We start from the raw sequence: 13,972 nt of genomic DNA on the forward strand, positions 1-13,972 counted from the left end.
TTCAGAACCTCAGTCCAGTGATAAACGATACCAGACGGACCAGAATACCATCCAGCCCCCACAAAATCAGTGACATTACGGCGGTAACCGCAGCTACGATTAACGTGGTCTGCAACGTTTCCTGACGAGTAGGCCATATGACCTTACGTACTTCAGTTCTGGCTTCACGAGCAAACGCGACCGCAGCCTTCCCTTTCGTGGTCAGCAGGGCTATCGCCCCGGCTACCGCGATAATGACAACCACAGCAAGAGCACGTAAAGGTAAGTTCACATTGCGATAATAGTAATTGCCGGCAACTGCCACAATTATCAGGAGAGCAACGACCACCCACTTAACTGCTTCCAGGCCGCGCCCGCTCCTCTGAGCTTCGGTATTTGCACTCATAAACCAACCTGCCAGAATAATCCAGAAACCATTAAACCCCGCTCGGCGAGGTATCCAAACCAGAAATACTTTACAGCACCTCTGGTATCTTACGCCAAACCAGAGCCTGTCTCAGCAATGATTTACATAAAAAAAATCACTGATGAGTCAGGTTCTATGTTTCGGCGTGCAAAAAGGGCATCAGATGATGCCCTTTTCATGTATATGTCGTCAAATATTATCGATGATTAAGCGATAACTTTAGCAACAACACCAGCACCTACAGTACGACCACCTTCACGGATTGCGAAACGCAGACCGTCATCCATCGCGATTGGGTGGATCAGGGTAACAACCATTTTGATGTTGTCGCCTGGCATTACCATTTCTACGCCTTCTGGCAGTTCGATGGTACCGGTCACGTCAGTAGTACGGAAGTAGAACTGTGGACGGTAGCCTTTGAAGAACGGAGTATGACGGCCGCCTTCATCTTTAGACAGAATATAAACTTCTGACTCGAACTTGGTGTGTGGCTTGATTGAACCGGGTTTGGCCAGTACCTGACCACGTTCGATTTCTTCGCGTTTGATACCACGCAGCAGAACACCAACGTTTTCACCCGCCTGACCCTGGTCAAGCAGTTTACGGAACATTTCAACACCGGTACAGGTTGATTTCGCAGTATCTTTGATACCCACGATTTCAACTTCTTCACCAACCTTGATGATTCCGCGCTCTACACGACCGGTAACTACTGTACCACGACCGGAGATGGAGAATACGTCTTCGATTGGCAGCAGGAATGGCAGGTCAATTGCACGCTGTGGTTCAGGGATGTAAGAATCCAGGTAACCAGCCAGCTCAACAACTTTAGCTTCCCACTCTGCGTCGCCTTCCAGTGCTTTCAGCGCTGAACCACGAACGATTGGAGTGTCGTCGCCCGGGAAGTCATACTGTGACAGCAGGTCACGGACTTCCATTTCTACCAGCTCCAGCAGCTCTTCATCATCAACCATGTCACATTTGTTCAGGAACACGATGATGTAAGGAACGCCTACCTGGCGGCCCAGTAGGATGTGCTCACGGGTCTGAGGCATAGGGCCGTCAGTAGCAGCAACAACCAGGATAGCGCCGTCCATCTGTGCAGCACCGGTGATCATGTTTTTAACGTAGTCGGCGTGGCCCGGGCAGTCAACGTGTGCATAGTGACGGGTCGGGGTTTCGTATTCTACGTGTGAAGTATTGATGGTAATACCACGTGCTTTTTCTTCTGGCGCGTTATCGATCTGGTCGAACGCACGAGCAGCACCGCCGTAGGTCTTAGCCAGTACGGTAGTGATTGCAGCAGTCAGAGTGGTTTTACCGTGGTCAACGTGGCCGATAGTACCGACGTTAACGTGTGGTTTGTTACGTTGAAATTGCTCTTTAGCCATTAGATAATAACCCTTTTAAAACACGGATAAGTCGGTGATATGATCACATCAACCAGGTGTTTGATTGCCTGATAAAAAATGAATTTATTAGATAACAGAAATTTCAGGGAGGAGATATAAGAAGTGGTGCTGATACCCAGAGTCGAACTGGGGACCTCACCCTTACCAAGGGTGCGCTCTACCAACTGAGCCATATCAGCACATCTGGAGCGGGCAGCGGGAATCGAACCCGCATCATCAGCTTGGAAGGCTGAGGTAATAGCCATTATACGATGCCCGCATCCTGGAACTCTGCTACCTGATATTTCTGTAGCTTTTGAACAATAAGATGGCTCTCTTATTATTCGAGTCTGCCAGATAAACTGACCGACTTTCGACCAATGCAACCGGTCTACACTCGGGGTGACTCTACTGCTTCACCAGGCTGTGATAGCGTTTTGCTTCACACCCACTCAATAAACAACATTGAGATGGTGGTGGGAGAAGGATTCGAACCTTCGAAGTCTGTGACGGCAGATTTACAGTCTGCTCCCTTTGGCCGCTCGGGAATCCCACCTTAACTTGATGGTGCCGACTACCGGAATCGAACTGGTGACCTACTGATTACAAGTCAGTTGCTCTACCTACTGAGCTAAGTCGGCATCAAGTTGAGGCGCATTTTAGGGGGCACCGCGTCAGGATGCAACAACAAATTTTAATTTTTTTTCTCTTCGCTTACTATTCACCCAAAATAGGGGTTTTCGCGGCATAACTGTTTAAATCAGCAACAAATTACGGTGATATTTTACCCGCCAGTCCGCAGAAGATGTTAGCATGGCAACCGTTCCTCGCGTTGAAAGCCCCCCTTTTTACTGGCAGTCGTGACAATATTTTTTGGAAAATAAGCGTTTAATTTTCTTACCTCGTTGCGACTGCTCAAAAATAGCACAGCCCGCTGGGCGAAAATCTGTACTCACTTACAAATCCCCTGTATGCCATAGCTTAAAAAATGTCTGGTAATATCTTATTGTCCGGGCTGGCACGCAAAAAAATCGTGGCGTGGCATCTTTTACTTTTTACTGATGCCCAACTGGTGTTAACCTCCAGCCTGATATTTTATAACTATTACATTTCACCACGGTTCTGCTGCCAACTAATGGCATTCAACCGGTACCGATGATGAACCGAATCACTCTGTCGTCAGATGCCTGAATATGAATAAAAACAATTTGTCACTGGCCACCTCTCCCTACCTACAGTTCACCCGTGAACAATGGGCGACCCTGCGTGACTCGGTGCCTATGACATTAACCCGCCAGGATATTGCCCGGCTGAAAGGTATAAATGAAGACCTGTCACTTGAGGAAGTGGCTGAGATTTATTTACCCTTATCCCGTTTACTGAATTTCTACATCAGTTCCAACCTGCGTCGTCAGGCTGTACTCGAGCAGTTCCTCGGCAAAAACGAGCAGAAAATTCCCTATATCATTAGTATTGCGGGAAGTGTCGCTGTCGGAAAAAGTACTACGGCCCGTGTATTGCAGGCTCTGCTCAGTCGCTGGCCCGAGCACCGTAAAGTGGAACTGATCACCACAGATGGTTTTCTGCATCCAAATGCTGTCCTCAAAGAACGGGGGTTAATGAAACGCAAGGGGTTCCCTGAATCTTATGATATGCATAAGTTGGTGCGGTTCGTTTCTGATCTTAAATCCGGAGAACAGCAGGTGACAGCACCGGTTTATTCTCATCTGATTTATGACGTGATACCAGAGGGTGATAAGCAGATTTCACAGCCTGATATACTGATTCTGGAAGGACTGAATGTTCTGCAGAGTGGTATGGATTATCCGCACGATCCTCATCGAGTCTTCGTTTCAGATTTCGTTGATTTCTCAATCTATGTGGATGCCCCGGAAGAACTACTGGAACGCTGGTATATCAACCGTTTCCTGAAATTCCGTGAAGGTGCATTTACCGATCCCGACTCCTACTTCCACCATTACGCAAAATTACCGGTTTCAGAAGCGACTGAAATCGCCGGAAACTTATGGCGGGAAATCAACTGGGAGAACCTGAAACAGAATATTTTGCCCACCCGCGAGCGAGCCAGCCTGATACTGACCAAAAGTGAAGATCATGCAGTTGATGCGGTTCGTTTACGAAAATAATCTGCTTTTACACTGGTTACGGTCAGAATTTATCTGACCGTAATTTCAATCAATTGTACCTTATTGGGCCCGTAGCGATATCTCGCCGCCCACCCAGGGTTTTATCTGTCCATCCTGTTCCAGTAACAACCCACCACGACTGTCAATCCCTCTGGCGATACCGTGGACTTCCTGTTCTCCAATAATTAGCTTCACAGGCCGGTTAATAAAATTATCCAGAGTTGCCCAGCGACTAACGAAGGGTGTCAGACCTTCGGCTTCAAACAATTGCAATGCTGAGCGCAACGTATTAATCAGTTCTGATGTGAGGGCATTGCGATCAATATCAATTCCCGCCTCCTGCAAACTGATCCATTGCTGCCCCACTACGCTACCGTCTACCTGACGCATCATTAGATTTATACCGGCACCGATCACAATATGCGCAACATCACCCGTTTTACCGCTCAGTTCTACCAGAATACCGGCAAGTTTTTTATCGTTCAGGTAAAGGTCATTAGGCCATTTAACCCGAACATCTTTTGCCCCCAGAGACTGTAGAGCTTCAGCCATGACAATCCCTACCACCAGGCTCAGCCCCATCGCAGCAGCGGGGCCCTGCTCCAGACGCCAGTACATAGACATGTATAGATTGGCACCAAAAGGAGAAAACCACTGACGTCCCCGTCTGCCGCGCCCGGATTGTTGGTATTCAGCAATACAGGTATCGCCGGGATAAAGCGTAGTCATTCGGTCCATCAGGAACTGATTAGTCGAATCAATAACCGGTATAACATTGACTTCACCACTGCCTGTGACATTCTGTCGGATCACTTCCGCATCCAGCAATTGCAGCGGAGCAGAGAGGCAATACCCTTTCCCGGTGACGGTATAGATGTCCAGGCCCCAACTTTTCAGGGTATTAATATGCTGATTTATCGCTGCTCTGCTCATCCCGCAAATATCGCCCAGTTGTTCACCTGAGTGAAACTCACCGTCTGCGAGTATCGCTGCAACTTTTAACGGTACTGTGTAATCTTTCATGATATCGCTCCGACCGCATCGCATTCCCCGAGTGCATCAATGAATCTCACTTCAGGCTCCAGCCACACATTGAATTTTTTACCGACGGTTTGCCGTACATATCCCGCCAGCCTGACAATATCCTGTGGTTGGGCATCACTGTGGTTAATCAGTACCAGTGCCTGCATACGATGTACCGCCGCACCACCAATTTGGTAACCCTTCAACTGGCATTGATCTATCAGCCAGCCTGCGGCAAGTTTTATCCTGCCATCAGGTTGCGGATAATGAGGTATCGAGGGGTAATCTTCCAGCAAATGTCGGCCTTGTTCCGCAGTAATCAGAGGATTTTTAAAGAAACTACCCACATTTCCCTGGATGGCAGGGTCCGGTAATTTACTTTTCCGCATATTGCAAACGGCGTCAAATACCTCTGATGGCGTCACTTTCTGTGCATCCAGACGAACGAGATCACCGTAGGTGAGTACCGGTTGCCACTGTTTACTGAGTCGAAGTCCGACAGCAATCACGGCATAACCTTCACGATATTGATGTTTAAAGATACTGTCTCTGTATCCAAACAGGCATTCCACGGTATTTAACCGGAATGTTTCTCCGCTATTCAGGTTCAGGATATCCACATAGTGGCATACATCTTTGAACTCTATTCCGTAAGCACCAATATTCTGAATCGGGGCTGAGCCGGCAACTCCCGGAATTAAGGCCAGATTTTCCAGTCCTGGAATATTGTGTTGTAGGCAGTACTGCACCAGTTCGTGCCAGTTTTCACCAGCACCTACATGTAAATCATAGCCAGTGTCATCCTCTTTGACGGTAATACCTTTGATCTGATTTACCGCGACCACCCCTTTAAAATCATTAATAAACAATACGTTACTTCCACCACCCAATAACAAAAACGGTTTTCCCAGAGCCTGACTATGCTGCCAGGCCTGCAGTAATTCTTCTGCTGTTGCTGCAAGAACGATTTCGTCAGCACTGATTTCAAGGCCCAGTGTATTGAAAGGTTTGAGTGAATGAGTAGGGCTTAACATATCCTGACCTTAACAAAATAATTAGGTTGATAGTTTACCCGATTCAGGCAACAGATAGATGCTTTTCAGACAAGTTACACAACCGGAAACTCAGATTAGGTGTTGATTTGCCCAGGGATAGTCACTGATTAAGCAATCTCACAGTATAGCTGTTTATACTGATGAATATTATCTCATCCGGATTAACAAACTGGCAGCGGTTATTTTGTGGAATAGTATTTGGATCTCTGTTCTGGTAGTACAAATGCAAAAAGGCCATCCGTCAGGATGGCCTTCTCGTCTTATTGGATGCCTGGCAGTTCCCTACTCTCGCATGGGGAGACCCCACACTACCATCGGCGCTACGGCGTTTCACTTCTGAGTTCGGCATGGGGTCAGGTGGGACCACCGCGCTCTAGCCGCCAGGCAAATTCTGTGCTCGGAATGAATCTTTTATACAGATACTGCGTTACTTCCCTCGCGTTCCTCAGTCACATACTCTGTGTATGCTCCTTCAGACCGTCTCAGTCAGTGCCTTGTCTCTGCACAAAATCTTTCATTCCCGCTAATTCTTAAAACCGCTCTGCTCTTACGGAAAATACTCATGTCCGCAGGGCACTGCTAATTTTTTAATTTAACTATCAGGAACTCGCTGAAAATCTTTGCGTCTCTGCAAAACGCCTCTGGCGTTGTAAGGTTAAGCCTCACGGGTCATTAGTACCGGTTAGCTCAATGCATCGCTGCACTTACACATCCGGCCTATCAACGTCGTCGTCTTCAACGTCCCTTCAGGACCCTTAAAGGGTCAGGGAGAACTCATCTCGGGGCAAGTTTCGTGCTTAGATGCTTTCAGCACTTATCTTTTCCGCACTTAGCTACCGGGCAATGCCATTGGCATGACAACCCGAACACCAGTGGTGCGTTCACTCCGGTCCTCTCGTACTAGGAGCAACCCCCCTCAATTCTCCAGCGCCCACGGCAGATAGGGACCGAACTGTCTCACGACGTTCTAAACCCAGCTCGCGTACCACTTTAAACGGCGAACAGCCGTACCCTTGGGACCTACTTCAGCCCCAGGATGTGATGAGCCGACATCGAGGTGCCAAACACCGCCGTCGATATGAACTCTTGGGCGGTATCAGCCTGTTATCCCCGGAGTACCTTTTATCCGTTGAGCGATGGCCCTTCCATTCAGAACCACCGGATCACTAAGACCTGCTTTCGCACCTGCTCGAACCGTCACTCTCGCAGTCAAGCTAGCTTATGCCTTTGCACTAACCTCACGATGTCCGACCGTGATTAGCTAACCTTCGTGCTCCTCCGTTACTCTTTGGGAGGAGACCGCCCCAGTCAAACTACCCACCAGACACTGTCCGCAACCCGGATAACGGGTCCACGTTAGAATATCAAACATTAAAGGGTGGTATTTCAAGGATGGCTCCGTACGAACTGGCGTCCGTACTTCAGTGCCTCCCACCTATCCTGCACATCAAGGCTCAATATTCAGTGTCAAGCTATAGTAAAGGTTCACGGGGTCTTTCCGTCTTGCCGCGGGTACACTGCATCTTCACAGCGATTTCAATTTCACTGAGTCTCGGGTGGAGACAGCCTGGCCATCATTACGCCATTCGTGCAGGTCGGAACTTACCCGACAAGGAATTTCGCTACCTTAGGACCGTTATAGTTACGGCCGCCGTTTACCGGGGCTTCGATCAGGAGCTTCTCGCAGAGCGATAACCCCATCAATTAACCTTCCGGCACCGGGCAGGCGTCACACCGTATACGTCCACTTTCGTGTTTGCACAGTGCTGTGTTTTTAATAAACAGTTGCAGCCAGCTGGTATCTTCGACTGGCTTCAGCTCCGGGAGCAAGTCCCTTCACCTACGCGCCAGCGTGCCTTCTCCCGAAGTTACGGCACCATTTTGCCTAGTTCCTTCACCCGAGTTCTCTCAAGCGCCTTGGTATTCTCTACCTGACCACCTGTGTCGGTTTGGGGTACGATTTCGTGTTACCTGGAGCTTAGAGGCTTTTCCCGGAAGCAGGGCATTTGTCACTTCAGTGCCGTAGCACCTCGTCATCACGCCTCAGCCTTAAGAGATTCCGGATTTGCCTGGAATCTCAGCCTACACGCTTAAACCGGGACAACCGTCGCCCGGATGACATAGCCTTCTCCGTCCCCCCTTCGCAGTAACACCAAGTACAGGAATATTAACCTGTTTCCCATCGACTACGCTTTTCAGCCTCGCCTTAGGGGTCGACTCACCCTGCCCCGATTAACGTTGGACAGGAACCCTTGGTCTTCCGGCGAGCGGGCTTTTCACCCGCTTTATCGTTACTTATGTCAGCATTCGCACTTCTGATACCTCCAGCAGACCTCACAGTCCACCTTCAATGGCTTACAGAACGCTCCCCTACCCAACAACACATACGTGTCGCTGCCGCAGCTTCGGTGCATGGTTTAGCCCCGTTACATCTTCCGCGCAGGCCGACTCGACCAGTGAGCTATTACGCTTTCTTTAAATGATGGCTGCTTCTAAGCCAACATCCTGGCTGTCTGAGCCTTCCCACATCGTTTCCCACTTAACCATGACTTTGGGACCTTAGCTGGCGGTCTGGGTTGTTTCCCTCTTCACGACGGACGTTAGCACCCGCCGTGTGTCTCCCGTGATAACATTCTCCGGTATTCGCAGTTTGCATCGGGTTGGTAAGCCGGGATGGCCCCCTAGCCGAAACAGTGCTCTACCCCCGGAGATGAGTTCACGAGGCGCTACCTAAATAGCTTTCGGGGAGAACCAGCTATCTCCCGGTTTGATTGGCCTTTCACCCCCAGCCACAGGTCATCCGCTAATTTTTCAACATTAGTCGGTTCGGTCCTCCAGTTAGTGTTACCCAACCTTCAACCTGCCCATGGCTAGATCACCGGGTTTCGGGTCTATACCCTGCAACTTAACGCCCAGTTAAGACTCGGTTTCCCTGCGGCTCCCCTATACGGTTAACCTTGCTACAGAATATAAGTCGCTGACCCATTATACAAAAGGTACGCAGTCACACCCCAAAGGGTGCTCCCACTGCTTGTACGTACACGGTTTCAGGTTCTTTTCACTCCCCTCGCCGGGGTTCTTTTCGCCTTTCCCTCACGGTACTGGTTCACTATCGGTCAGTCAGGAGTATTTAGCCTTGGAGGATGGTCCCCCCATATTCAGACAGGATACCACGTGTCCCGCCCTACTCTTCGAACTCACAGTATGTGCATTTTCATGTACGGGACTTTCACCCTGTATCGTGCGCCATTCCGGACGCTTCCACTAACACACACACTGATGATGGTTCAGGGCTGCTCCCCGTTCGCTCGCCGCTACTGGGGGAATCTCGGTTGATTTCTTTTCCTCGGGGTACTTAGATGTTTCAGTTCCCCCGGTTCGCCTCGCAACACTATGTATTCATGTTGCGATGATGCACTGAGTGCACCGGGTTTCCCCATTCGGACATCGCCGGCTGTATCGGTTCATATCACCTTACCGGCGCTTTTCGCAGATTAGCACGTCCTTCATCGCCTCTGACTGCCAGGGCATCCACCGTGTACGCTTATTCGCTTAACCTCACAACCCACAGACGTCTTGCAACGACTATGAATCGTAAAAGTTTTTGAGAGACTCTGAATAACTCGCGTTATTCATTGTTTTCAAATTTTCAGCTTGTTCCGGATTGTTAAAGAGCAATATCTTAAACATGACTCGTAAGTCATCTTTAAGATAATTTGGCCGGTGACTTTCACTCACAAACCAGCAAGTGGCGTCCCCTAGGGGATTCGAACCCCTGTTACCGCCGTGAAAGGGCGGTGTCCTGGGCCTCTAGACGAAGGGGACGTGAAATTTGCTGTCGCGAATCACTGATTCGCTAATTTCACGTAAGGGCGAGGTTTTTCTTCAGAAAACCGAGCGACAATGTTATTTGTCACCACCCCCAACGTGTAAACGCCTTGCTCATACTTTCTATCAGACAATCTGTTGTGGACACTTCGCCGGAGTGTATCTTCAGGTAAGGAGGTGATCCAACCGCAGGTTCCCCTACGGTTACCTTGTTACGACTTCACCCCAGTCATGAATCACAAAGTGGTAAACGCCCTCCCGAAGGTTAAGCTATCTACTTCTTTTGCAACCCACTCCCATGGTGTGACGGGCGGTGTGTACAAGGCCCGGGAACGTATTCACCGTAGCATTCTGATCTACGATTACTAGCGATTCCGACTTCACGGAGTCGAGTTGCAGACTCCGATCCGGACTACGACGCACTTTATGAGGTCCGCTTGCTCTCGCGAGGTCGCTTCTCTTTGTATGCGCCATTGTAGCACGTGTGTAGCCCTACTCGTAAGGGCCATGATGACTTGACGTCATCCCCACCTTCCTCCGGTTTATCACCGGCAGTCTCCTTTGAGTTCCCGACCGAATCGCTGGCAACAAAGGATAGGGGTTGCGCTCGTTGCGGGACTTAACCCAACATTTCACAACACGAGCTGACGACAGCCATGCAGCACCTGTCTCAGAGTTCCCGAAGGCACCAGGGCATCTCTGCCAAGTTCTCTGGATGTCAAGAGTAGGTAAGGTTCTTCGCGTTGCATCGAATTAAACCACATGCTCCACCGCTTGTGCGGGCCCCCGTCAATTCATTTGAGTTTTAACCTTGCGGCCGTACTCCCCAGGCGGTCGACTTAACGCGTTAGCTCCGGAAGCCACGCCTCAAGGGCACAACCTCCAAGTCGACATCGTTTACGGCGTGGACTACCAGGGTATCTAATCCTGTTTGCTCCCCACGCTTTCGCACCTGAGCGTCAGTCTTTGTCCAGGGGGCCGCCTTCGCCACCGGTATTCCTCCAGATCTCTACGCATTTCACCGCTACACCTGGAATTCTACCCCCCTCTACAAGACTCTAGTCTGCCAGTTTCGAATGCAGTTCCCGGGTTGAGCCCGGGGATTTCACATCCGACTTGACAGACCGCCTGCGTGCGCTTTACGCCCAGTAATTCCGATTAACGCTTGCACCCTCCGTATTACCGCGGCTGCTGGCACGGAGTTAGCCGGTGCTTCTTCTGCGAGTAACGTCAATCACTGCGGTTATTAACCGCAATGCCTTCCTCCTCGCTGAAAGTACTTTACAACCCGAAGGCCTTCTTCATACACGCGGCATGGCTGCATCAGGCTTGCGCCCATTGTGCAATATTCCCCACTGCTGCCTCCCGTAGGAGTCTGGACCGTGTCTCAGTTCCAGTGTGGCTGGTCATCCTCTCAGACCAGCTAGGGATCGTCGCCCAGGTAGGCCGTTACCCCACCTGCTAGCTAATCCCATCTGGGCACATCCGATGGTGTGAGGCCCGAAGGTCCCCCACTTTGGTCTTGCGACATTATGCGGTATTAGCTACCGTTTCCAGTAGTTATCCCCCTCCATCAGGCAGTTTCCCAGACATTACTCACCCGTCCGCCACTCGCCACCCGAGAGCAAGCTCTCTGTGCTGCCGTTCGACTTGCATGTGTTAGGCCTGCCGCCAGCGTTCAATCTGAGCCATGATCAAACTCTTCAATTTAAAGTTTGATTTGCTTAAACGAGTTAAGCGATGCTCAAGTGTAAAACACTCATAATGAATTTCATTATGTGTTCACTCTTAAGACTTGATATTTTTTACGTCCGGAGACGTTTGATATCAATCCTGCGAGTGCCCACACAGATTGTCTGATAAATTGTTAAAGAGCGTTGCAACTCAACCGCTTAGGTTGTCGCTGCGAGGTGGCGTATATTACGCTTTTCACCTCAGGAGTCAACCACTATTTCGTGATTTTTTCTCCGGACCGAATCGCTTCAGTCCCTGTCACACCTTGGCGCATCGCGCTTTGCCGTGTCAGTGGGAGCGCATTATAGGGAGATTAATTTTTCCCGCAAGGGTTTATTTTAAAATAATTTCTGAATGGCGCTTTTTTCGGCAAACCTGCCACTTTTACAGCGTTTTGCCGGTAATCTGTACAAAACCCCTGGCAAATTCAGCCACCTGCGGCCAGTCAGTATATTCAATTTCTTTCGAAGTATCGGTTTCGCCCCCCGTGATCTTCATAATCAAACGAATCATCATTTTGTCGAACCAACGATAACGTGGATAACGTAATGCTCCGGCAACTACCAGACAGCGGTCCGGTGTCCAGGGAGATTGTTCCAGGAATTTTCGGGTATAGACATTCGTCTCCGGCGTTCGTTTATCTGCTTTACGTGCCGTCAGGTTAACTGAGATAAAACCGCTGATCCGTGCCTGCAGTTCCGGCAGATATTCGACAACACAACTGTGTAGCTCCTGCGCAAAACGTCCGTAACGGATCGACGCAGCAATCAGCAGACGGTCATACTCCTGCCAGTTAACCCTGGCGACATCCCGGATATTCACCACATCACATTCATACTGCGGCCGGACTTCATCGGCGATAAATCGGGCAATACGTTCTGTTTGTCCATCCCGGCTGGAAAACAATATCAACATCTTCATTATTCTATATTCCTTACTCTCGCCAGAATGTCGGCGTGAACAGCACTAATAAGGTGAATACTTCCAGTCGACCAAACAGCATAGTCGATATCAGTATCCACTTTGCTTCATCATTCATAGAAGCAAAGTTATCTGCTACCACCCCCAGCCCCGGGCCAAGATTATTCAGAGTGGCGGCTACCGCAGCAAACGCAGAAAAGTTATCCACCCCTGTCGCAATAATTGCCAGCATACTGATAAGAAACACCAGCGCATAAGCGGAGAAGAACCCCCATACCGCTTCAAGTATCCGTTCCGGCAGTGCCCGGTTGCCCAGCTTAATGGTATAAACCGCATTCGGGTGAACCAGACGTTTTAATTCACGTGACCCTTGCTTGCACAACAGCAGGATACGGATAACTTTCAGGCCACCTCCCGTTGAACCGGCACAACCTCCGATAAATGCAGAACACAGCAACAGTATGGGCAGGAAGGAGGGCCAGTGGGAAATACTGTCGGTCGTAAATCCGGCGGTGGTGGCCATTGAGACCACCTGAAAAAAGGCCTGGTTAAAAGTCTGCCACAACCCATTATAAGTATGATGTATCCAGAGGATCAGGGTCGCTATCAGCACCAGAGTTAACTGTACTCCAATAAATACCCTGAACTCAGGATCCCGCCAGTACCCCCGTAAACTACGTCCACTTAATAATGAAAAGTGCAGACCGTAGTTACAGCCAGATATCAGCAGGAAGATCGCCACTATAGTGTTAATTGTAGAACTGTGAAAATAACCGATGCTGGCATCATGCGTCGAAAAACCACCAATAGCGATGGTCGAGAAACTATGGCCGATGGCATCAAACAGTGGCATTCCGGCCAGCCACAACGCCAGTGCACAGGCCACTGTCAGTAAGACATAAATGAGCCATAACGTTTTTGCGGTTTCGGCAATTCTTGGCCGCATCTTATGGTCTTTCAGTGGCCCTGGCATTTCGGCACGGTACAGCTGCATTCCCCCGACGCCAAGAATAGGTAAAATAGCCACTGCCAGTACGATAATCCCCATGCCCCCCCAGCCACTGCAACATCTGCCGGTAAAATAAGATGGCCTTCGGGAGGGAATCGAGTCCCACCAGCGTGGTTGCTCCGGTGGTCGTCAGGCCGGAAAAGGATTCAAAAAATGCATCAGTAATCGACAGGTGTGGTTGTTCAGCGAAAATAAACGGCATGGCCCCGACACTGCCCAGCACCGTCCAGAACAAAACCACGATGAGAAAACCTTCGCGGGGCTTCAGTTCTCCCTTTTGTTTACGGTTAGGCCACCACAATACCGAGCCTGTCAGCAGCGCCATAATAAATGTCTGGCTGAAGGCCCGGCCTGCACCATCACGATAAATCAGGGCCACCAGACCTGGCAAAATCATGGTGACCGAGAAAATAATAATTAATAAACCCACGATGCGGGTAATAGCACGAAAGTGCATT

The 13,972-nt window shown here is 49.7% G+C and carries 6 protein-coding genes, 5 tRNA genes, 3 rRNA genes and 1 pseudogene; 1 reads left to right on the forward strand and 14 read right to left on the reverse strand.

The features are described from left to right. Nucleotide 1 precedes the first annotated feature (1 nt). The 6 genes from secE to HA49_RS16755 form a co-directional block, all read right to left on the reverse strand. Nucleotides 2-385: a preprotein translocase subunit SecE gene (gene secE / locus HA49_RS16730; protein ID WP_038024040.1), complete on the reverse strand. Its 384-nt coding sequence runs from the start codon at nt 383-385 to the stop codon at nt 2-4. A 227-nt stretch (nt 386-612) separates the two neighbouring features. Continuing rightward, entirely contained in the window at nt 613-1,797 is a 1,185-nt protein-coding gene (gene tuf / locus HA49_RS16735) for an elongation factor Tu (protein ID WP_038016585.1), read from the reverse strand. A 124-nt stretch (nt 1,798-1,921) separates the two neighbouring features. Continuing rightward, nucleotides 1,922-1,997, reverse strand: a tRNA-Thr gene (locus tag HA49_RS16740). A gap of 5 nt (nt 1,998-2,002) precedes the next feature. Continuing rightward, nucleotides 2,003-2,077 (reverse strand) — tRNA-Gly (locus HA49_RS16745). A 191-nt stretch (nt 2,078-2,268) separates the two neighbouring features. Continuing rightward, nucleotides 2,269-2,353, reverse strand: a tRNA-Tyr gene (locus tag HA49_RS16750). A gap of 9 nt (nt 2,354-2,362) precedes the next feature. Further along, nucleotides 2,363-2,438, reverse strand: a tRNA-Thr gene (locus HA49_RS16755). Nucleotides 2,439-2,990: 552 nt separating this feature from the next. Between HA49_RS16755 and coaA the strand changes: the two genes are divergently transcribed. Continuing rightward, a complete protein-coding gene (gene coaA, locus HA49_RS16760) occupies nt 2,991-3,944 on the forward strand; it encodes a type I pantothenate kinase (RefSeq protein ID WP_038024043.1) in 954 nt (317 codons plus the stop codon). 60 nt (nt 3,945-4,004) lie between these two features. On the opposite strand, the gene birA is transcribed toward coaA, so the two are convergent. The 8 genes and pseudogenes from birA to trkH all read right to left on the reverse strand — a co-directional run bounded on the left by birA (nt 4,005) and on the right by trkH (nt 13,971). Then, nucleotides 4,005-4,967: a bifunctional biotin--[acetyl-CoA-carboxylase] ligase/biotin operon repressor BirA gene (gene birA / locus HA49_RS16765; RefSeq protein WP_038024045.1), complete on the reverse strand. Its 963-nt coding sequence runs from the start codon at nt 4,965-4,967 to the stop codon at nt 4,005-4,007. Beyond that, a complete protein-coding gene (gene murB / locus HA49_RS16770) occupies nt 4,964-6,001 on the reverse strand; it encodes a UDP-N-acetylmuramate dehydrogenase (protein ID WP_038024048.1) in 1,038 nt (345 codons plus the stop codon). The genes birA and murB overlap by 4 nt, the downstream gene beginning before the upstream one ends. A 290-nt stretch (nt 6,002-6,291) precedes the next feature. After that, nucleotides 6,292-6,407 (reverse strand): 5S ribosomal RNA (rrf, locus tag HA49_RS16775). A 266-nt stretch (nt 6,408-6,673) separates the two neighbouring features. Beyond that, a 23S ribosomal RNA gene (locus HA49_RS16780) occupies nt 6,674-9,580 on the reverse strand. A gap of 191 nt (nt 9,581-9,771) precedes the next feature. Continuing rightward, a tRNA-Glu gene (locus HA49_RS16785) sits at nt 9,772-9,847 on the reverse strand. A 173-nt stretch (nt 9,848-10,020) separates the two neighbouring features. Next, nucleotides 10,021-11,560, reverse strand: a 16S ribosomal RNA gene (locus tag HA49_RS16790). Together the 16S, 23S and 5S rRNA genes with 1 tRNA gene alongside form the textbook arrangement of a ribosomal RNA operon. A 408-nt stretch (nt 11,561-11,968) precedes the next feature. Continuing rightward, the gene (gene hemG, locus HA49_RS16795; RefSeq protein ID WP_038015336.1) at nt 11,969-12,505 is read right to left on the reverse strand and encodes a menaquinone-dependent protoporphyrinogen IX dehydrogenase; all 537 of its coding nucleotides are present in this window, start codon (nt 12,503-12,505) and stop codon (nt 11,969-11,971) included. A 13-nt stretch (nt 12,506-12,518) separates the two neighbouring features. Further along, nucleotides 12,519-13,971: pseudogene (trkH, locus tag HA49_RS16800) on the reverse strand (Trk system potassium transporter TrkH). Nucleotide 13,972 lies beyond the last annotated feature (1 nt).

It is taken from the genome of Tatumella morbirosei, from assembly GCF_000757425.2.
GTDB classification, from domain to species: Bacteria; Pseudomonadota; Gammaproteobacteria; order Enterobacterales; family Enterobacteriaceae; genus Tatumella; species Tatumella morbirosei.

Excerpts from the sequence above, each read along its gene's own strand:
- secE (WP_038024040.1), bottom strand. The coding sequence starts at position 385 with ATGAGTGCAAATACCGAAGCTCAGAGGAGCGGGCGCGGCCTGGAAGCA.
- murB (WP_038024048.1), bottom strand. The coding sequence starts at position 6,001 with ATGTTAAGCCCTACTCATTCACTCAAACCTTTCAATACACTGGGCCTT.
- birA (WP_038024045.1), bottom strand. The coding sequence starts at position 4,967 with ATGAAAGATTACACAGTACCGTTAAAAGTTGCAGCGATACTCGCAGAC.
- hemG (WP_038015336.1), bottom strand. The coding sequence starts at position 12,505 with ATGAAGATGTTGATATTGTTTTCCAGCCGGGATGGACAAACAGAACGT.
- coaA (WP_038024043.1), top strand. The coding sequence starts at position 2,991 with ATGAATAAAAACAATTTGTCACTGGCCACCTCTCCCTACCTACAGTTC.
- tuf (WP_038016585.1), bottom strand. The coding sequence starts at position 1,797 with ATGGCTAAAGAGCAATTTCAACGTAACAAACCACACGTTAACGTCGGT.